This is a genomic window from Alteromonas sp. (genome assembly GCF_984505615.1).
On sequence record NZ_CFHOXV010000008.1, the window covers coordinates 99,163 to 120,607 of the forward strand.

16 protein-coding genes are annotated in these 21,445 nt (G+C 49.0%); 5 read left to right on the forward strand and 11 right to left on the reverse strand.

The annotated features are described in order from the left end of the window. The first annotated feature begins 439 nt into the window (after positions 1-439). Positions 440-1,255: a 5-deoxy-glucuronate isomerase gene (gene iolB / locus AC4PME_RS07630; RefSeq protein ID WP_491045633.1), complete on the forward strand. Its 816-nt coding sequence runs from the start codon at positions 440-442 to the stop codon at positions 1,253-1,255. A gap of 111 nt (positions 1,256-1,366) precedes the next feature. Here iolB and AC4PME_RS07635 read toward each other — a convergent pair whose 3' ends face one another. The 10 genes from AC4PME_RS07635 to AC4PME_RS07680 form a co-directional block, all read right to left on the reverse strand. Then, entirely contained in the window at positions 1,367-2,293 is a 927-nt protein-coding gene (locus AC4PME_RS07635) for a DMT family transporter (protein WP_491045634.1), read from the reverse strand. A gap of 63 nt (positions 2,294-2,356) precedes the next feature. Next, positions 2,357-3,367: a bifunctional inositol 2-dehydrogenase/D-chiro-inositol 1-dehydrogenase gene (gene iolG, locus AC4PME_RS07640; RefSeq protein WP_483959192.1), complete on the reverse strand. Its 1,011-nt coding sequence runs from the start codon at positions 3,365-3,367 to the stop codon at positions 2,357-2,359. A 17-nt stretch (positions 3,368-3,384) separates the two neighbouring features. After that, positions 3,385-4,281, reverse strand: a complete 897-nt coding sequence (locus AC4PME_RS07645) for a sugar phosphate isomerase/epimerase family protein (RefSeq protein ID WP_483959191.1) — start codon at positions 4,279-4,281, stop codon at positions 3,385-3,387. Positions 4,282-4,319: 38 nt separating this feature from the next. Next, positions 4,320-5,147, reverse strand: a complete 828-nt coding sequence (locus tag AC4PME_RS07650) for a TIM barrel protein (protein ID WP_491045635.1) — start codon at positions 5,145-5,147, stop codon at positions 4,320-4,322. Between the two features lie 51 nt (positions 5,148-5,198). After that, positions 5,199-6,704 (reverse strand): CoA-acylating methylmalonate-semialdehyde dehydrogenase, encoded by a 1,506-nt coding sequence (locus AC4PME_RS07655; protein ID WP_491045636.1) that lies wholly within the window; start codon positions 6,702-6,704, stop codon positions 5,199-5,201. A 38-nt stretch (positions 6,705-6,742) separates the two neighbouring features. Next, on the reverse strand, positions 6,743-7,633 hold the full coding sequence (gene iolE / locus AC4PME_RS07660; RefSeq protein WP_491045637.1) for a myo-inosose-2 dehydratase: 891 nt from the start codon (positions 7,631-7,633) through the stop codon (positions 6,743-6,745). Between the two features lie 25 nt (positions 7,634-7,658). Continuing rightward, positions 7,659-9,512: a 3D-(3,5/4)-trihydroxycyclohexane-1,2-dione acylhydrolase (decyclizing) gene (gene iolD, locus AC4PME_RS07665; protein ID WP_491045638.1), complete on the reverse strand. Its 1,854-nt coding sequence runs from the start codon at positions 9,510-9,512 to the stop codon at positions 7,659-7,661. A 29-nt stretch (positions 9,513-9,541) separates the two neighbouring features. After that, positions 9,542-11,452, reverse strand: coding sequence for a bifunctional 5-dehydro-2-deoxygluconokinase/5-dehydro-2-deoxyphosphogluconate aldolase (locus tag AC4PME_RS07670; RefSeq protein WP_491045639.1), 1,911 nt, complete (start codon positions 11,450-11,452; stop codon positions 9,542-9,544). A 249-nt stretch (positions 11,453-11,701) separates the two neighbouring features. Continuing rightward, positions 11,702-12,394 (reverse strand): Fe2+-dependent dioxygenase, encoded by a 693-nt coding sequence (locus AC4PME_RS07675; protein WP_491045640.1) that lies wholly within the window; start codon positions 12,392-12,394, stop codon positions 11,702-11,704. Continuing rightward, positions 12,391-14,136: a purine-cytosine permease family protein gene (locus tag AC4PME_RS07680; RefSeq protein ID WP_491045641.1), complete on the reverse strand. Its 1,746-nt coding sequence runs from the start codon at positions 14,134-14,136 to the stop codon at positions 12,391-12,393. Before AC4PME_RS07680 ends, AC4PME_RS07675 begins: the two co-directional genes overlap by 4 nt. A 488-nt stretch (positions 14,137-14,624) precedes the next feature. Here AC4PME_RS07680 and AC4PME_RS07685 point away from each other — a divergent pair, with 488 nt between their 5' ends. The 3 genes from AC4PME_RS07685 to AC4PME_RS07695 all read left to right on the forward strand — a co-directional run bounded on the left by AC4PME_RS07685 (position 14,625) and on the right by AC4PME_RS07695 (position 19,436). Then, complete coding sequence (locus tag AC4PME_RS07685) at positions 14,625-17,477, forward strand: TonB-dependent receptor (protein ID WP_491045642.1); 2,853 nt, start codon at positions 14,625-14,627, stop codon at positions 17,475-17,477. A gap of 109 nt (positions 17,478-17,586) precedes the next feature. Next, positions 17,587-18,528: a sugar phosphate isomerase/epimerase family protein gene (locus AC4PME_RS07690; RefSeq protein ID WP_491045643.1), complete on the forward strand. Its 942-nt coding sequence runs from the start codon at positions 17,587-17,589 to the stop codon at positions 18,526-18,528. Between the two features lie 32 nt (positions 18,529-18,560). Further along, positions 18,561-19,436 carry a MurR/RpiR family transcriptional regulator gene (locus AC4PME_RS07695; RefSeq protein WP_491045644.1) on the forward strand — a complete coding sequence of 292 codons (876 nt, stop codon included), beginning with the start codon at positions 18,561-18,563 and terminating at the stop codon, positions 19,434-19,436. Between the two features lie 7 nt (positions 19,437-19,443). Here the strand turns inward: AC4PME_RS07695 and AC4PME_RS07700 are convergent, their stop codons facing one another. Then, on the reverse strand, positions 19,444-20,316 hold the full coding sequence (locus AC4PME_RS07700) for a LysR substrate-binding domain-containing protein (protein WP_491045645.1): 873 nt from the start codon (positions 20,314-20,316) through the stop codon (positions 19,444-19,446). A 143-nt stretch (positions 20,317-20,459) separates the two neighbouring features. Between AC4PME_RS07700 and AC4PME_RS07705 the strand changes: the two genes are divergently transcribed. Further along, a complete protein-coding gene (locus AC4PME_RS07705; protein WP_491045646.1) occupies positions 20,460-21,377 on the forward strand; it encodes a DMT family transporter in 918 nt (305 codons plus the stop codon). The last annotated feature ends 68 nt before the right edge of the window (positions 21,378-21,445 follow it).

The following is a 21,445-nucleotide window of genomic DNA, read 5'->3' on the forward strand; positions in this document are numbered from 1 at the left end:
AGCATCAGGGAGACATGCTTATGTTTTTCCGCACATTGCTCTATGGTATCGATAAAGGCATAGCGGTTTGGAATTGTCGCCAAACTTTGATGTAGACGGCTCATATCAGGTGGCAATCCGGTCACTGAAATTTTCTTTTATTATTATTTATCTATAAAAACATGCGGGAGCCAGTCCCGCAACCATTCTTTTGTATTAACGCATATATAAGAAAGTACCTGAACATTTAATCAGACAAATGGTGTGTTTACCAAGTTAGATAGTCGTAAATGTTTAAACTTTAGTATAAAGACACGAAATTCAATTTTTAACACAAGAATTAACTTCACAAATAAAAATGAAATTTTAAAACCATTATAACATTTCAATGGAATTATTATTTCATCTACGTTATTGTATGCCGCAATGAGTGAACACGATCAGCAGATGAGGATGAGCAATGCCTGAGTTACTCTCGAAATATCGCGCGCCTGAAACTGATACCTGTACCCAGGATATTTCTCCTGAGTCCGCAGGTTGGAAGTACGTAGGCTTTGAAGTTTTTGAACTGAAAGAGGGCGAAACCCTTTCTCAACAAACCGGAGACAAAGAAGTTTGCCTGGTACTGGTAGCTGGTAAAGCCAACATCAAATCAAAAACGCTCGATCTGAACAACATTGGCGACCGCATGAGCCCCTTCGAGCGAAAAAAGCCCTATGCCGTTTATCTGCCTGATGGTGACGAATTTAGCTTAACAGCCACTACAGATGTCGAAGTGGCAGTATGCAAAGCGCCCGGCAAAGGTGGCGTAAAGGCACGCCTGATTACGCCGGATGACATTGGTTCAGAATCCCGCGGGAAGGGTTTCAATAAGCGACACGTACATAACATCTTGCCAGAAACAGAGCCCGCTGACAGCCTGCTGGTAGTAGAGGTGTACACCGACGAAGGCAATACCAGCTCTTATCCTTCGCATAAACACGATCAGGATAATGCCCCACACGAAACCTACCTGGAAGAAACCTATTATCATCGTATTGACCCGCCCCAGGGCTTTGTATTCCAGCGTGTTTACACTGAAGATGGTGAGATTGATGAATCGATGGCTGCTTACAATAAAGATGTAGTCATGGTGCCCAAAGGCTACCACCCTGTTGCTACCTTAGCCGGCTACAACAGCTATTACCTGAACGTAATGGCAGGCCCCGACAGACGCTGGTGTTTTGTCTGGGAAGAAGCACACAACTGGGTTAATTCGCCCGCATACGGAGAATAAACTCCGTACGCACCCTGTCATCCGTTGTGGTTGGGTATAAACGGATGATTTTATGGCCTGCTCATTTGAGCAGGCCTTTTTTATATCCAATGGCGGGGAAAAATGCCCAAACTAGTTCCCGGAAACAGCCACCGATTGACCTGCAGAGGCAAGCTTTTGCTTACGACCGGCCCGTAAGCTACCAATGGCATTCACAATAAGCGCAAAGAAAATCAGCCCCATACCACTTAATGCCATAACACTGAGTGATTCATGTAACCACCAGGCACTCAATATAGCGACCCACACCGGCTCCAGAGTCATCACAATTGCTCCCTGCCCTTCCGGCGACATACTCTGTGCCTTGAGTAAAAACAGAAACCGTAAACAGGTGGCCAGTACAATACTGAGTGCCAACCAGTGCCATACGCCATCGACGGATTGCGTGGCATCCCGCTCCCAGAACAAAAATGCAATAAAACATACGGTTCCCGCAGCAATTAGCTGAAAGCAGGTTTGTGTTACGGGTGGTATGTCAGCGCAGTATTTGCCATTTACGTTAAAGTACAGCGCATACAATACGGCAGACAGTAGAAACAAAATATCGGAAGGCGCCAAAGCGAAGCCGTGTCGTAGCGCAAGCAACCCAAGCCCCGGCATGGCGATGGCCACAGCCAGCCAGGTATGAGGCTGGGCGCGATAGCCAAACATCAGGCCAGTGACAGGAATAAGCAAAAAGCTCAGACTGATAAGAAACGCACCGACGCCAAGCCCTTCAGACAACATTAACGCAAAGCCCCACAACGCGGTTTGTGCGCCAAGCAGACAACCCGTTAAAAGTGCACGGGTTCGCTTTGATGAAGAGGTACTCAGTACCTGCTTAGGCTTCATACCGCCAACCATGATCCCCGAACTGACAAAGCGGATTGCCAGAAAAAACATGGGCGTCATGGCAGTGATCACAAATTTAGAAAACAACCAGCCCGATGCAGCCAATAATGTTACGACTACGAGTAATAAATGAGCATAAAGCCCTGAGCTTTGTGCGTTGTTTTGCAAATGAAACTCTCCTTAAATAAAAACCCCCGCGTAATGCGGGGGCCTGATAATATTTCCCGGTAATCAACCGTAAAACGGTGGTCTTGGCGGCATGTTGATGGCCTCAACCTGACCGGTTTCCTGCGCTTTAACACAGGCATCACTGGCAACGGCTGCGGCAAAGCCGTCCCAGGAAGTGGGTCCGGTAAGTTCGCGAACCTTGATACCATCGATGAAGTCTTGTAACTCAACATCGTAGGCATCAATAAAGCGTTTTTTCCAATCTGTCAGCAATGTTTGCGACAATTTCGCTTCTTTGCGGGTAGTAATAGAAACCGGCTCTGGCAAATTAGCCACCCCTTCTTCACCCACCACCGAACACTGAATGTCATAGCCATACTTACAGTTTACGAACACTTCAACGTCGATACGCACACCTTTTGCTGTTTCCAGCAGCACAATTTGTGGATCAGCCAGTTTACTGTGGCTGTACCTGGTCGTGCGCGGGAAGATCACCTGGGCAGAAACATAGTCATCGTCCAGTAACCAGCGCAATACATCCAGTTCGTGTACCAGTGTGTCCTGAATGGCCATGGGAGTGATATAGGCTTCAGGCACCTCGGGGTTACGGTGCGCGCAGTGTACCATTAGCGGCTCACCAATCTCGCCATCGTCGATAGCTTGCTTCAGTAAGCGGTAGCCTGCATCGTAAGGACGCATAAAGCCAACTTGTACTAAACGTTTTCCGTGGGCAATTTCAGCATCGACAATTTTACGGCAGCCTTCAGCCGTTGTTGCCAACGGCTTTTCGCAGAAGACATACTTACCCGCTTCAATAGCCGCAAGTACATACTCTTCGTGGGTCGGGCCCCAGCTGGTTACCAGCACCGCATCCACGTCACCAGCGGCAATCAGTTCATGACCGTCACCATAGATTTCTGCATTCAAGCCAAGATTTGCTTTTACTTTCTCAGCGTTTTCACGATTCACATCGGTAAGTGCAACCACTTCTGCACCTACCAGCACTTTTGATAAACGGCGTGCGTGATCAGCACCAATTGCACCCGTTCCGATAACACCAACTCTGACTTTCATCTTATTCTCCAACACAATTAGCGCCAGTATTTGTCGACGTAACGCTGAATTTCTTCACGCATGAATTTCGAAGACGCTTCTGCGCTTTCTTCCCATGCAAATACACAACTTGAGAGCACGCCATCGAAGCCGACTTCGTGCAACGTTTTAAAGAACACATCCCAGTCGATCTCACCTTCGCCCATATTCAGGTGCTGGTGAACCCGCGCATTCGAGCCCGGCGGGTTTACGATGTAGCGCAGTTGCGACGAGGCTTTGTGGTTAAATGTGTCAGCCACCCGCGCATGCACCAGTTCGCCCTTTGTCGCACGGATAGACTCGGCTAGATCATCTCCGTAATAATAAGAGTGAGGAGCGATGTACGATGCTTTAATGGCTTTCGAATTGATCGTTTTGATGATTTCCATTGCCGGATGGATTTCTTCCACCCAATCTTCAGGATGCGGCTCGATGCTTAGCGTAAGCCCTTCTCTTTCAAGAATAGGCACCAGCACATCCATAGAGCGCCAAAACGCATTCTCGCAAGCTTCAGGAGAGTGAATTCCTTGCTGACAGGCATTTGAGCGTTCCGGTGAACCACCGCGTCCAAATTCGGAAATAAGCAACGGTGAGTCCATTTCTACTGCAAGCTCGATACAACGCTTCCAGTTGTCCATGGCCATTTCCCATTCGTCTTTGTACGGGCTGGACCAGCGATACATAGGCTGAATGGTCGCTAGCTGACAATCTGCCTTTTGCATTGCTTGTTTAAACGCTTTGATCCGTGAAGGAAATACCCGGGGGCGTGTCCACCACTTTACAAAATCGTCACGGGGGGACAATTCAATGTAGTCATAACCCAGTTGCTTCACGAATGAGGGCAGTTCCTCCAGGGGAACATGACGACTCATATACGGGTCGAGGGCGATTTTCATATTTTTTCTCCTCTTTGATTCTGTCGGCAAGCCAGCCCTTACCGGGCCAACGCAGCCTTCATGTAATCCATGCTTTTACGGATTTCAGTTACCGGATTCTCCAGCTCCCAAAGTCCTGCAAAGAAAGGTTCGAATGAGATATATCCTTCGTAACCACCGTCAAATAAGGCTTTAACCTGCGCCACACTGTCGAGGCGATCGCCTTCCATCACGAACTCACGGTGGCCGTCCAGCATGTCGGTAAAGGTAATGTCGCTATCTACCACAGATGAAACATGAACCAGACCGGTCTTTTGCGGATACAGATCAGGGTCGCTGGACCCCACATGGTGGAAGGTGTCATGCACCAGACCAAACGTGGCTTCACCGTCAATATCGGCAATGGCGTCTACCGCTTCTTTTTTGAAGCGTAGTGTAGAGATAGGGAAACCCAGGGCCTCTACGTAACCTTGTAAACCATGTTTACCTAAGATCGCTTTCAGGTCGGTAAGCGCGGTGCGCAAATCCGCGGCCCGCTGCTCATCAGAACGATTATCGTCGCCGTCTACTAACGGACAGCAAACAAGACCTTTTGCCCCGGCCGCCGCTGCTGTGGCAGCCATTTGCTCTGCCTGAGCCTTACGTTCTTCATTCCACACATTAAACGGGTACAACGCATTAATGCTAAGCACCGTGATACCTGCTGCATCCGCCGCTTCTTTAACGGCTTTTGCCGTTTCTACATCAGTGACGCTGTTTTCTTTTACGTCGTTACGTAACTCAACGGCAGCCATGCCCAGCTCTTTCGCAGCACTGATCAGTTCCAGCGGGCTCAGTGTTGGGCACGCCATGTGATTCAGTGCAAATGAAACGGATTGATTTGACATAAAGTGTATCCTGAGAAAATACCCCGATGACCGCCATCGGGGTGTTCGGTTTTAGTCCATGGTTGGCATAACAAACTCGGAGCCGCCTTCGCGGATACCGGTTGGCCAGCGAGTTGTCACGGTTTTCAGTTTGGTGTAGAAACGTACGCCTTCTGCGCCGTGCATATGATGATCGCCAAATAGCGACGCTTTCCATCCACCAAAGCTGTGGAATGCCATTGGTACAGGAATAGGTACATTCACCCCTACCATGCCTACCTGAATCACGTTGGTGAAGGTACGGGCTGCATCACCGTCACGGGTGAAGATAGCAGTACCATTACCAAATTCATGGTCATTGATCATTTGAACGGCTTCGTCAAAGCTCTTCGCACGCACCATGGCCAGCACGGGGCCGAAGATCTCCTCTTTGTAAATGGTCATGTCGGTGGTGACGTTATCGAATAATGTGCCGCCGATGAAGAAGCCGTTTTCGTAGCCTTCGCGGGTCATAGCGAATTCACGGCCATCAACCACCAAATCTGCGCCTTCTTCAGCACCTTTGGCGATATAGCCAGAGACCTTATCCAAATGTGCTTTGGTTACCAGTGGCCCCATGTCGGCATCGGCGTCAGTTCCGGGAGCAACTTTAAGCTTCGCCAGTTCTTCAACCAGACGGGTTTTCAGTTTCTCTGCAATTTCATCGCCTACAGGGACCACCACGGAAATCGCCATACAGCGCTCACCCGCAGAACCGTACGCCGCGCCCATCAAAGCAGATACCGTTTTTTCCACGTCAGCGTCTGGCATCACCACCATATGGTTTTTCGCGCCACCCAGAGCCTGAACCCGCTTGCCAAAGGATGCGCCGCGCTCGTAGATATACTTCGCAATCGGCGTTGAACCTACGAAGCTTAATGCGGGAATATCCTTGTGCTCGATAAGTGCATCAACCACGTGCTTGCCACCGTGTACAATATTGAAAACACCTGGCGGGAAACCGGCTTGATTAATCAGATCTGCATAGAACAAGGTAGCAGACGGGTCACGCTCTGATGGCTTTAGAATAAATGTATTACCGCAAGCCAGCGCCACCGGGAACATCCACATGGGTACCATGGCCGGGAAGTTAAACGGTGTAATCCCCGCCACCACACCCAAAGGCTGACGCAGCGCATGGCTGTCGATAGATGTACCTACATTCTCAGTCATGTCTGTTTTAAGCAGGTTTGGGCCACCGCAGGCGAATTCCACCACTTCAAGACCACGGATAACTTCGCCTTTAGCATCGGATTCAACTTTACCGTGCTCGCGGGAAATGATGGCCGCCAGTTCGTCCAGGTTATCTTCCAGAAACTGACGGAATTTGTTCATGATGCGCGAACGCTTCAGCGGTGACGTGTTGGCCCAGGCGGGAAACGCCGCCTTTGCCGCCGCGACAGCCGCTTCGATGTCGGCTTCGGTGGACTGCACCACCTCAGCAATCACCTCGCCGGTTGCCGGATTAAATACCGGGCTGAATTCTTTACTTTCGCTTTCAACGATTTTTCCGTTGATAAAATTATGAATTTTGTTCACTTTACACTCCGTTTTATCGGTTTCGCGGCAACCGCGGATTACATCAGACCGGCTTCAGTCGCCATGGCCTGTAAGTTTTTATGACCAAGGGTGGCAAAAACCAAAGGATTGGCCACTGCCGGGTCCTGCTCGGCTTCAACCACCAGCCAACCTTCGTAGTTATTCTCTTTCAACACTGCAAATAATGACGGGTAGTCCACACAGCCATCGCCCGGTACGGTGAACACGCCGTTCAGTACTGCATCAAGAAAACTGATATTGCTATTTTTGGCGTCAATCATGACGTTCTTGCGAATGTCTTTGCAGTGCACGTGATTGATGCGCGATGCCCAACGCTTCGCGACGGCAACAGGATCGCCGCCAGCGAAGAGGCAGTGACCACTGTCCAGCAACAGGCCCAGCTCCGGGCCAGTGCGTTGCATCAATTCATCAATCTCGTCTTCGGTCTGAATGACTGTGCCCATGTGATGGTGATAAGCAAGCTGAACACCATGATCAAGGGCGTGCTTAGCGACCTTGCCCAACTTATCTGTATATTCCTGCCAGCGCGCGGCGGGAAAAGGTCGACGTAGGGACAGAGGTTTGGACTGGTCGCCATGCACGCAACCGGTGACTTCACAGCACACCATCACTCTGCAACCGCTGTCGCGAAGTAATTCCAGGTGTGGCTGCATAGCCGCAATTTCTTCTTCCACGCTGCGTTCCAGCAGCATCAGGGAATACCAGCCGGATACGGCTTTCAAACCATGAGCAGCCAGCACAGTATTGAGCTTGTCTGCTTCACGGGGAAACTTGTGTCCGAGTTCAAAACCTGCAAAACCAGCTTGCTTACCCTCTTGCAGGCACACTTCCAGTGGCGTGTCGCCACCTAAAGACGGCAAGTCGTCGTTGGTCCAGGTGAGTGGGTTAATACCCAGTTGTACTGCCATCGTTCATCTCCTCAACAAAGCCTGTTTACAGGTTCTTAAATTGTTTTGCTTTTTGCGCTTCGTAGAATTCGCGGGCCTGTCTCACTTCTTCACGGGGAGACACTTCAGGCACCGCAACATCCCACCAGAAGCCGCCTTCTTTAGTGACTTTCAGTGCATCTGTATCTAACGTGATGACGTAAGTTTTATCCGCTGCTTTCGCCCTTTCTAACGCCGCTTCAAGTTCGCTGATGCTGTCTACTTTCTCGGCCTCTGCGCCAAGTGCTCTTGCGTGACCGGCAAAGTCTGTTTTCGGTGCTCCTTCCGGCACAGTCAGACAATCATCCAGCAAATTGTTAAAACCCGGACCGCCACAAAATTCCTGTAAACGGTGAATACAGCCATATCCGCGGTTATCCAACACCACCAGAATCATTTTGTATCCAAGCATCACGGAGGTGGCGATTTCTGAGTTCAGCATTAAATACGAACCATCACCCACCATCACAAACACGTTTGAGTCGGGCTTTGCCATTTTGGCGCCCAGGCCACCAGCGATTTCATAGCCCATGCATGAGAAACCGTATTCCATGTGGTAACCCCGTGAGAAACGGGTGCGCCACAACTTTTGCAGCTCGCCTGGCAGCCCGCCGGCGGCACAAACAACAATGTCTTCTTCGCCCGCAGCACGGTTTACTGCACCCACCGCTTCAGGGTCAGTCAGAGGCAAGGTGTTTTTATTCGCAGTGGCTTCATCAACATAGTTGTCCCAGGCTGCTTTGGCCGCAGTCGCGTTTTTCTTCCATGCATCATCAGGCGCCCAGCCATGTAAAGCCTGAGACAGCTGCGGCAGCGTTAACTGCGCATCGCCAACTACGGGCTTCGCGTAATGCTTAATAGAATCGAACGGCGCCACATTCACAGACACGATTTTTGCATCTGGATTAATCATGGTGCGGGAACCTGAAGCAAAATCCCCAAGACGCGTACCCACAGCGATAATGAGGTCACAATCGGCAGCTAACGCATTGGTAGAACCGGCACCCGTCACCCCGATACTGCCCATATTTTGCGGGTGATCCCAGGGTAGCGCGCCTTTCCCGGCCTGCGTTTCCCCTACCGGTATCCCATAGTCAGAGACCAATGCTGACAGCGCACTTTCTGCACCGGAGTAATGCACGCCGCCACCGGCAATCAGTAATGGCTTTTTGCTATTTTTGATAAGTTCGACTGCGGCTTTCAGCTCTGTCACATCGGGCTGTTGGCGACGTAACCGATGGACTTTCTCGGCAAAGAAATGCGCCGGAAAATCCCAGGCAAAAGTTTGAATATCCTGCGGTAAAGCCAATGTCACCGGACCACAATCCACGGGGTCGGTCAGTACCCGCATGGCCTGAGGAAGCGATGTCAATAACTGCTCAGGACGGGTGATTCGATCGAAGAAACGACTCACTGGCTTGAAACAGTCATTTGTGGTCACGGTGTGATCATGGAAGGTTTCCAACTGCTGTAGCACCGGATCAGGCATACGCGTGGCAAAAGTATCACCGGGTAAGAACAGCACCGGAATACGGTTCACATGTGCCACCGCTGCCGCTGTCACCATATTGGTAGAGCCCGGACCCGCAGAGGCGGTACATGCCATCATCTGTTGACGGTTCAGGGTTTTGGCATATGCGATGGCTGAATGTGCCATGCCCTGTTCGTTGTGTGCACGGTAGGTAGGCATATCATCTTTCACCTGATACAAAGCTTCGCCTAAACCTGCCACATTCCCGTGCCCGAAAATGGCCCATACGCCGGCGAACATTGGCTTGATTTCGCCGCTAATTTCGACTTTCTGCGCCATCATATATTTCACAACGGCTTGTGCCATTGTTAAACGGAGAGTGTCAGACATCGTACAATCCTCAATAATTCGCATGGCTTTTAAAGGCCACGCTTATTCCACACGTTGACCAGATGGCTGTAGTTTTGTTTGATTCCTGCAACCATTTCGTCATCGTTGATTTCGTTTGCCAGCCAGGCTTTTGACGGACCAGAGAAAATAGAACGGCCAACGGCAAACCCTTTCACCATTTTGCTTTGTGAAGCTTGATTAAACCCTGCTTCCAGTTCTTCCATAGGCGCATCTAAGCCAAGGATCACAACACCATGACAATGGGGATCATTGGTATTGACCAGGTGCTCAACTTCTTTCCACGACGGCGCACTCAACGGAGGCAGCTTCCACCAATCTGGCTTGATTCCTAAATTGTAGAAACGCTTTAGCGTACGTAGATAGTTTTCGTCAGTGCGCGGCTTGCTGGCCGGTAAGATCACTTCCAGCAATAACTCATGGCCGGACTGGCAGCAGGATTTATAAACTTCACGTACCAGACTTTCGTGTTCCAATCGCATTTCGAGAGAATCATCGGGATGATAGAAAACCAGGCATTTAACAATTTGTTCGGCTGGCCAGCTGATTAGCTGACTCCCAATATTGCCGTGTTCAAGACGCAGCGGACGCGAGCCTGGTAATTCGATGGGCCGTGCCACCCACCAGCCTTTTCCGGTGACTTCGTTCAATACGGCCTGACCGTATGTGCCATCCACAAACACACCGATTTTGCCTTGTAGCCCCAGTTCTTCACGGGATTCTTCTGCTGCCCGCAAAATAAGTTTCTTCAGTTCAGGGATGCGGCTGATATCTGCTCCTGCATCAATGGCCATTTTTTCCAGCTGACTGCGATGATCAAAAGCCAGAATGTTCAGTTCTTCCCAACTTCTGTCGCGGGTGGTTACGCGATGCAGATGCTGCAGGCGCTTATCCAGATCAGGACGGGGAACAGATTCTGCACGGCTCAGGTAATCATCGAGTTCTTCCGCGCTGGGCATAGCGGGTGCACAGCCATGGCGTGATACCACCAGCGCACCACACGCATTGCCGTACTGGCAGGCCTTTTCCCAACTATCACCGTTCAGATAACCGCGTAATAAACCCGACATAAAGGCATCACCGGCTCCTAACACGTTCATCACCTCAACCCGTACGCCAAGAACATTTAGCGCGCCATCTATATGGTCTGGTAATTCACCTTCGAATACTGAGCAACCTAAAGCGCCTCGTTTACACACCAATACAGCATCGGTGTGTTTACGCACGGTTTTCAGCGCTGTTAAGGTATCTTCTGAACCGCCGGCAATATGAAATTCTTCTTCAGTGCCGACAATCAGGTCGAAGTGGCCGAGTACGTCCTGCAGATTTTGGGTAACTTCCTCAGATGCGATAAAACGGGTTTCTCCATCACCCGGGTTCGTTAACCCCCAAAGCACCGGGCGATAGTCTATATCCAGCGCACGCTTAACGTTGTTACGTCCTGCATATTCAAGTGCCGTTAGCACGGCTTCGCGGGTTTTTGGGTTAGACAAATGTGTGCCGGTGATGGCAAGTGCCCGGGATGATGCAATGTAATCCTCTTTTACATCTTCCGGCGTAATCGCCATATCGGCGCAATTGTCACGGTAGAAAATCAGTGGGAATGTGTCTTCATCTTTCAGACCCAGCAACACAAGCGCAGTCAGACGCTCTGGATCAGTAATCAGATTACTGGTATCAACGCCTACCCGGGTGAGCTCTTCACGCAGGAAACGCCCCATATGTTCGTTTCCTACCCGGGCCAGCATAGAGGATTTCAATCCCATTCTTGCTGTACCGTAAGCGACATTGCCAGATGAACCACCCAGATATTTGGCAAACGTTGTTTCGTCTTCCAGGCGTGCACCAATTTGCTGACCATATAAATCAACGGCCACGCGTCCCATGCAAATCAGATCAAGTTTCTTATTCGTGATACTCATTTTATTGTCCTCGTACAACGCGCGTTTTGCGAAATGCTGGCCGCGTCTGTCAGGGGTTTTCACGTTAGTTGTTAAATTTTCGATAAGCTTAATTAAACGAAATAAATATTTCAACAACTAATTTTCGAAATTTAAATTTCACTTAAACTTTGCTGAAAGCTATATACAATTTTATATAAATTACAGTGAGTTAAATTGACACACAGTGAGTGAAATTTTTGTTTCAAACTAATTTCATTTGAGAAGAAATCAGTTCTTCCACCAAAGCCGGAATAAATTATGTTTAACATTTAATGCACGCGTGTGATGCTCTGTTAGCGCCAGCTCCGGATCGTCCATCATGTAGTCACATAATTTAGTAATTTCAGACAACACATCACGATGTTGGGGGTTCTGGATATGCGACTCCACCCAGCCCACGAAAGCAATGCGTTCTCCCCGTTCCACAGGTAGCACCTGATGCATCACCCCCGAGGGGTAGAAAAGCAGCGTTCCCTTCGGCTCTTTCAACTTCATCACTTCCCCACTGGCGAAAGCTAATTCCAGCTCACCGCCTTCATAATCATCGGGATCGTTGAGAAAGAGCGTCAGAGAGTAGTCTGACCTGACCTGCTGCTGCCCATTACCTAAAAAAGCAGAGTCAGCATGCTTCCCATAAAACCCACCTTCCTTGTAGCGATTAAATCGTGGATTCACCAGGCTTTTTGGAAACATGCGTGTACGTATAAAACTACTTTCCATAATTGCCTGAGTGATTTGTCGCATCAGAGCATCGGCCGGTGCCGTTTGCTGGCCCATCTGAAACGCAATCTCTTCATTACCTTTTACTTTTTGCCGGTAGAGCTTGCCCGGAGCCAGCCCCGATGCCCAGGGCAACGGGTTAAGCTGGCTTACCAATTCGTCGCATTGTGATGCGCTAAGTAGAGGAACCCGGGAAATCATCCGCGACTCTCCTGAACCCGATGTCTGACTTGCCCTGCATGCGTCGTCAACGCCTCTGCTTCTTCAGATTCCAGGCTTTCTTTTCGGGTAAACCAGTATGTACCGCTGATGAAATACAACACGGTGGGTACCATCAACCACTCTTTGAATTCTGGTAGTGCTGCCGTTCCGGCAACATATACCCACACCGCCAGGCCGCAACAGGCAATTAATGATGAAATAGCAACAAACTTGGCCAGCGATACCAGACTGCTACGACGAGTGCCGGCTCTAGCTGCGTTGACAATAGCTGCATCCTGGCTAAAGAAAGCTTCTTCTTCACGTATGCGTTTGTCGTAAGCCGCTTTCTCTGCCGCTTGTTGCTCTGGATAAGCGACTTTGGCCCCGGCGAATGCGGCTGCAACCATGTAGGTAACCGTCGCTGCAATCCAGGTAGGAAGTAGTAAGAAGAACAGATGTACACCAGCAATCTGATTCAGGAAGAGCGCGAAAGCCAATGAACCAATCCAGGCGCCTAATGCCGGGCCATTGATGTGACCGCCACGATATTGATTCCAGTATTGTGTCATACCAAACTTAGGTAACAGCCAGTGCTCGGCCACCAGAATGGCGCCGATAGGTGAAATAGCCAGACCCATGATGCCGAGAAAATCGAGCATTTGTGAAAAAACAAAAGGGAAACAAGCAATAATGGTGGTGAATACGCCCACGACAGCCGTTACTTTAACGCGACACCATTTAGGGTTTAGCGATTGAAATGCCAAGCCGGCACGATAAATTGTCGGATTTGAGGTTGTCCAGCCAGCGATAACAACAGCAATGATGCCCGCCCAGCCTAGTGCCTGATATGCCACTTCGCCGGCATCAAGTTGCGTGATGCTGGTTTTAAGCAACAACGCAGCAGCAGCTCCCATAATACCGGCACAAATCCACGCCATGTAATGACCAATGAACATGCCAAGTGAAGATAAATAACCGTAAGAAGAACGACGGGCGAAACGCAGGATTGTCATGTCAGACATTGCGCCATGCATTGGCAAATTGCATACCCAGGCAAAGGCGGCTACGTGCCATACACCAAGTCCGTTGTCTTTTTCCTGCCATATAAAGGTGTCACCCACCGTGATGAAATCACTGAAGCTGTGTATACCTGATACTGCCGTTGTTGAAGATATTAAAATAGGAAGCGCGGCAACGCCGCCGATGAAGAACATCAGAATCATCCAGGGTGCACAAACCGCAGCAAACTGCGCCACTTTTTTGAACCCGTTAATGGCAACATAACCAATGACTGCCCCCACGCACACTGCTACCAGTACAAAACTGGCGCTATTGGGATACCAGGAGACTTGCGGAGGAATATCAAAGGGAATACGCACCGCTGACGCCGAAACGGTGATCATGGCGCCAGCAATAATCACGAATAACACACCATTGATGACGCTGTAAATTTTAACAATGCCCGGCCCGGCGACCTTTTCAAGATAGCTATATAGTGTCAGTCGCGTGCGCACCGCAATAGGGGCACAGATCCACGCCCAGGTGAGCACGGCAAACAGGTTACCAATTAGCAAACCAACAAAAATATCGTAGGTAGACACGCCTAACGAAACAAATAATGCACCGATAACAAACTCTGTGCCGGCAACATGTTCACCTGCATAAGCTGCAGCGAAATGCCTGGCGGGTTCGAGCTTATTCGCCGCTACAGGCTGATTCTCAAATTCTTGTACTTCGCTCACGGTGGCGACCTCCAGTGTAGGATAACTAAAGTGTAGAAGACGTTGCGGAAGCCGCGGCCACGGTACTAAATACACAGGCTGAATAGCGGCCATTCCGGCAGTTTTCTCACAAAACGTTTATTTCGATATTTTTTAAAGTTAAAATGACATTTGATTAACTAACGCCAAAATAACCCAGTTCAAAATTCATTTCAAAAGAAATTTTTATTTCATTTATCATCACTCCAATCACTGCTCATCATTGTGGTGATTTTGAAAAACACCTTAAAAACACGCCAAATCGAGCAAATATAGCGGGATACAGCCACTTTTTGACGAACTGCACTGTTAATCTAATGTGAAATTTTTATTTCTTTTTGTTTGACTATTGAAATTTTATTTTGTAAAAATATTGTCAGCTGATGGCAACCCTACTTAAAAAAGTCGTCAGGACACACTAAACAGTTAACCAAAACTTTACAAAAAGACGTCATTCTGGAGACACGCATATGAAAGCCGGTTACAGAAAAACCTTATTGGCCTGTTGTATAACCAGTGCATTATCCCCTCTTGCACTTGCTCAGGAAGCACAACCGCAAGATCAGGCAGCACAGGACGCAGAAGTCATAGAAGTACGAGGTATTCGCCGCAGTTTAAGTGAAGCACAGGACATTAAACGTTCAGCACCAGGCGTAGTTGATGCTATTTCAGCCGAAGATCTGGGTAAATTTCCTGATACCAACATTGCAGAATCGCTGCAGCGCATCCCGGGCATTGCTATCGACCGTAATGGTGGCGAAGGCCAGTTTGTAACCGTTCGGGGCTTTGGCCCCAGCTTTAATACTGTGTTGGTTAATGGACGTCGTATTGTTTCTGAAACAGGCGGACGGGAGTTCAGTTTCGACCTTTATCCTGCCGAACTCATTTCCGGTGCTGAAATATACAAAACCGGCGTTGCATCCCTGCAAGAAGGCGGTATTGGTGCAACAGTAAATCTGAAAACAGCCCGCCCATTCTCACTGGCAGACGGAACCATGCTGTTTTCCGGCAAAGCACTGTATGACGACAACAGTGAAGAGACTACGCCACAGTTATTTGGTCTTTATTCCACCAGCTTTAATGACGGTGCAACCGGCTTCTTGATTTCAGGCTCGTACCAAAACCGGAAATCCCAGGAAGATTTCACGAATACCAACGGCTGGTTACCTACCGATGTTGAAAACATTAATTTTGCAGAAGGTGTGGATGCGAACCCGGGCAATGTGACAACGGCTTTTATTCCTCGTGAAACGCAAACTGGACGTCGTCTGCAGGAACGTGAGCGTATGAACGTTCAGGCTGTATTCCAACATTATCTGAAAGATGAATTACTGCTGACCGTTGATGGTTTCTATAACAAATTCGACGTGACATCCAACGCGACTATGCTGGGTTCATGGTATGGCACGCCGGCTGCCACCAGCAATGTCATTTTGAATGAAAACGGTACCGTTCTGGAACAGGATATCTCTTCTGAGGTAGGTATTCTGAATCGCCTGGAAGGCCGTCCTACAGAAACCCGTGCCATTGGTTTTAACCTGAAATGGCTGGCTACCGACGAACTGACCACAGTATTTGATTTTGGCTATTCTGATTCAGAAGCGAAACAAGGCACAGGTAATGGTCAGGCGGTGATGGGCTTCACTGATGATCCGAATGATCCAACCGATGATTTCCATTTCGATAATTACGGCAACGAAGCGCAGGTTATCTACCCTGATTCAATCGTTGCCCGTTTACAGGACCGCGACAGCTACCGCTCTCACGTTGCACAGTACGGCGATCAGGCCGGAGACGGAACTGGCGGTAATTCTGTGGAAGCCAGCATTTACCAGTTCTCCATCGATAACGTGTATGAACCTTATGATGGTGGCATGTTCAGAAACATCAAATTTGGTGCAAACTATTCCAAGGAAGACAAGACTGTTGACGTAATTCGTCCAAGTTTCGACGTATTCTGTCAGTACTGCTTCTTTATCACTGATGTGCCAAACGAGTTGATTCTGGATTTTGATACCAGCGGCTTGTTAGATGGCGTAGCACCCGATACTTTCCGTGATATTTACACTTATAACTTGAATGATTATATAGACTGGCAAAAATCGCCTGAAGGTTTCGCTGCACGCGACGCGTATTTTGGATATGAACCAGGCACGTCGCAGGCCTTCTTTGAAGCACAGCCAGGCGGGTTCCTGGGTACAAAACAACCTGACAGTTATGAAGTAAGTGAAACTATTTTCGCTGCTTATGCTGACATGCTGTTTGCAGGCTCGTTCAGTGATATGGAGTGGAAACTGAACACGGGTGCACGCCTGGTCTACACTAAGGATGAAGCTATCGGGTCTCAGCAAAAACTGATAAGCCTGTCGCAGACCACGGCCACACAATATAATCCGGGATTCGATACTTCAGGAACTGGCTTTCAGTCGGAAACCAATGATTACCTCAAATTGCTGCCGAATATCAGTTTCACCATTAATCCGACAGAAGATTTCGTGGTACGCCTCGCGGTATCTGAAACCATGACCCGTCCTGAACTGAAAGATCTGGCACCACGTTTGTCTTATTTGGATTTACGCCCGGGTTCGTTGAATGCCGTTGCCGGTAATGTGAACCTGAAGCCTTATACCTCTATTAACCTGGATGCGTCGTTCGAGTATTACTGGGGTGAAATTAATTACGTGAGTCTGGCGCTGTTTCAGAAAGAGGTGCAGAACTTCATCGTGACAGATAATGAAGTGGTCACCATTTCTGATGTTGATATTCAGCAGCCACTTCTTTCTGCAGATGCCGCCATTGACGCCAATGCCGGTACCATCGACTTTAATGTTCAGCGCCCTCTCAACAGTGAAACGGCAGACGTTAAAGGTATGGAACTCGCGGCACAGTATGCGTTCGATAGCGGTGTTTTGGAAGGTCTGGGTTTCTCAGCCAATGCAACCTTCCTGGATTCAAACGCTGAAATTGCATCAAATTCTGATGTCAGCACCCTGTTCGCGATTCCAGGACTGGGTAACTCAATGAATGCGACCATGTTTTATGAAAAAGGTCCCATTGAAGCTCGTATTTCCTGGAGCAACCGTGATGAATTTCTTGAATATCTGATCAACCCGAAAGCCGGTGTTGAACCCGTATTCACAGAAGAATTCTCACAAGTTGACTTCCAGCTGACCTACCGTATTAATGATGATTTCTCTGTCTTTGTAGAAGGCACAAACATCACTGATGAAGCCATCCGTAAACACGGACGGTACGACGAACAGTTCATTCTGTATCGTAATACCGGTCCGCGTTATGCCCTTGGTTTCAGAGGTCAATTCTAATAAATCCTCCGGGTCAAATCCGGGCGGGGCACAGCTCCGCCCGTCTTTGTTTAGGCGTGAAATATCCATTTCACGATTATTGCATTTATTTTTTTAATGGAACCTGAACATGAAACTGTCCTGTTGCACAGATGTACTTAGTAAACTCTCATTCGAAGACATGCTCGATACCCTCAAACTCAAAGGGGTAAATGCCATCGAAATTACAACCGGCGGCTGGTCTTCTGCCCCTCACCTGAATATGGCGAAACTGCTCACTGATGCAGGCGCTCGAGAAGCATTTCAAAACGCACTGAGTAAACGCGGTATGACGATTGCCGCGCTAAACTGTTCAGGCAACCCACTAGATCCAGGCCCTATGGGACAAGCGCATAAAGAAGCCGCTTTTAACACCATGGAGCTGGCCGGACTGTTAGGCGTGAAGAAAATTGTAATGATGAGCGGCCTGCCGCCTGCCTCGCCGGAAGACACCGTGCCTAACTGGATAACTTACACCGTAAGTTGGCCTGCTGATCTGAAAGAGAAACTGGATTACCAGTGGAATGACGTTGCAATCCCATTCTGGAAAGCACTGGTTGCCCATGCTGAGCATCATGGCGTTGAGAAAATCGCGCTGGAAAACTTCAGTGCACAGTTAGTGTGGAACCCGGAAACACTGTTCCGCTTGCGAAATGCCGTTGGTCCCATGGTTGGCCTTAACGTGGACCCAAGCCATATGATCTGGATGGGGATGGACCCGATAGCCGTTGTGCGCGAACTGGGTGACGCCATTCATCACGTGCATGGAAAGGACGTTCGTCTGGAAAAAGGCATGGTAGAGAAGAATGGCCTGCTTGAAACCAAAGTGGTTGAAGATGTGGCAAACCGTACCTGGAACTACGTTGCCGTGGGTTGTGGCCGCGACTTGCAATGGTGGAAGGAATTTTTTTCGGTGATCAGAATGACAGGCTACAACGGTTTTGTTTCACTGGAAATGGAAGATCTGACCATGTCTGTGGAAGCCGGTCTGGACACGTCCATTGCCGCGTTAAAGCAAACGATTAGTCAGTGAAAACAAGAGAATAATGGGTTAGAGTAGCGAGCATGAATAACCAGAAAGATAAAGATGTGGATACTGAAAAAAGTCTGAACTGGGGTGAATTACAGGAGTTAATAAAATCCCGTTATCCTCAGATGAGTAAGCGTTTGAAGCAAGTCGCAAAATTCGTACTGGAAAATCCCGATGCTGTGGCATTTGAGACCATCGCGGTAATTTCTGAACGAATCAACGTACCGCCATCAACGCTTATCCGTTTTGCTTCCGCCCTGGATTTCAGTGGTTTTAACGAAATCAAGCAGGTCATTAAAGAAGTAAAGCTGGAGAACACCAGTAACTACAGCAATCGTATTCAGCTCGTTCGCAGCCAGCAAAGTTGGGAGAGCGATGAACTGCTCCCCCGCTTCGCCAAAGCAAACCGTGATGCGTTACGCCATCTCGAAGATACGGTGACCCGCGATGAAATCAAGCAAGCGGTAGAACTGATGCGCAAAGCGCGTCATATCTTCTTGCTGGGTAACGGCCGGGCACACACCGTAGCCACATATCTGCATTACGCACTGAATCATATCGACAAAAAAATCTTCATGATCAGTGGTACTGGCGGTATGTTCCAGGAACAGATGTCTAACGTAGAACGTGGTGACTTGCTGCTGGCGATCAGTTTCAGCCCGTACTCTTCTAACACTTGTGAACTTGCTGCTCAGGCAGCTAATCGTGGGGTAACTGTTTTATCTATTACAGACAGCCCGATTTCACCCTTAGCGAATACCAGTCAGCAATCTTTCATAGTACAGGAAGCGAGAGTCGACGCTTTCCGCTCGCTGTCTGCATCGCTGTTATTGTCTCAGGTACTTGCTATTGGCCTTGCCGACAGTCGATCTGATGACGGTTTCCCCGGCAATAACGCATTCCCCGAATAAAACCTTGTTATGCGCCCGTTGTAACCGCACCGGGCGCCGTTAATGCACAATCAATGAACGCAGAAATGGCGCTGGATGGATTGTCTTTTCTGTACACCAGATAGGTTGGTGCAAAAGCGATATCTTCATCTACCGTTTTCAATGTTAGCCCTTCAGTTTGATGCAGTGCCAGTACCGAACGGGGCACCATGGCAAGACCCATTCCTGCGATAACACAACCAATCATGGTGAAATGACTGGGGATCTCAGTGACTCTTTCGCAAATGTGATTATGTCTGGCGAGCCATTTTTCCAACCGGTGGCGATACGAGCAGCCGCGGCTGTAGCCAACCATGGTCAACGTCTCTGGCAATGCAGAATTGCTTTCCCACTCTCGGGGCAAGATGAGCACTAACTCTTCTTCGAAGCACTTCACCCGTTCCAGCCTGGGATCATCGGGCGGATCCGATGCCATCACCAGGTCAAGTTCACCGCTGAGTACTTTCTCCACCAGCGGCATCGATGCATTGGCTGTCAATTCAAGTTGTACCGCATCATACTGGCGATGAAAGCGTGAAAGAATACCGGGTAAACGGGAAGCGGCACTGCTTTCCATTGAACCCAGCCGCAATAAACCGCCCGGCTCTGCAAGGGTTAATTCAGCAATGGCCTGTTTCTGAAGTTGCAATATCTTGCCGGTGTAGTCCAACAATCTGAGACCGGCAGAAGTGACTGTTAAACGGTTACCTTCCCGCAGAAACAAATCTACATTCAGCTCCCCTTCCAGTTTCTTTAACCTTGCCGTGACGTTGGATGGCACCCGGTGAAGAGACTCTGCCGCCCGGCTGACGCCCTTGTGCTCCACAACAGCCTTAAACACCACCAGATCTGAAATGTCCATCAGCAAACCTTGCCATTCAATTAATATGAAAGAAATCTTCTCATTTATTCATTATTAATGAAATATCTAATCCCTTATACTTTTGCACAAGCATTAAGGTAATGATTGCCTGATACCGGAAAACTGCACCACGGAGAACCACCATGACAGCGCAAAACAGCGCCAGCCAGAACACACTGAAGGGGTTAGGTTATGCCCTTGCTGCCGTCCTCATATGGACAGGATTCATACTCATCAGTAAAGCAGGAGCCGTATCATCCATGGCAGTGCCGGATATGCTGATGGTGCGCTTCGGTACAGCTTGCCTGCTGTTCTCTCCATTCATTTACAAGCACCGCAAAGTAATATTCCAGTGGCGTATGTTTGTGCTCGGCGCGATTGGCGGCGTGGCATACGGCGTATCGGTTTTCACCGGTTTCGCACTTGCACCGGCCACTCACGCGGCATTATTGCTACCGGGATTAATGCCGGTCATGATTGCAGTACTTGCCTATTTCATCGCAAATGAGAGACATCGTCTTTCATCACAAATCGGTATAGCACTAAGCAGCACCGGAATTATTGCTCTGCTAGCTGAAACGTTGCTCGCAGACAGTCACTACTTGTCCGGCGATCTGAGTTTTGTTGTTGCCTGCTTGTTCTGGGGAATTTTTACGGTATTGCTGAGACGGTGGCAGTTCGCGCCGTGGCACGCCACGCTGGGTATCATTGCGACCACGACCATACTGTTCGTGCCGGTATACATTCTGTTTCTGCCACATAATATTGCGCAGCAAAGTTTTGAAATGCTGGGCCTGCAGGCTTTTTATCAGGGTGTCATGGCTACAACCGTTCAAATGGTTTTGTATGCCCGCGCCGTGCATATTCTCGGAGCAACCAAAATGGGTGGCTTAATGGCACTGGTACCGGTATTTGCCAGTACGCTGGCTGTGCCCATGTTCAATGAACAATGGACAAATGGCCTGTCTGTTGCCTTGGTGATGATATTAGCCGGCACACTGGTAAGTAACCTGCCCGCATCATTTTTCACCAGAAAGCGTAAGGCCGCAGCCGCCTGCTGAGCAGGCCAGACCCTTAAAGCAAAAAAGCCCGGCATCTTTTCAGATCCCGGGCTTTCATTGTTGTGCGT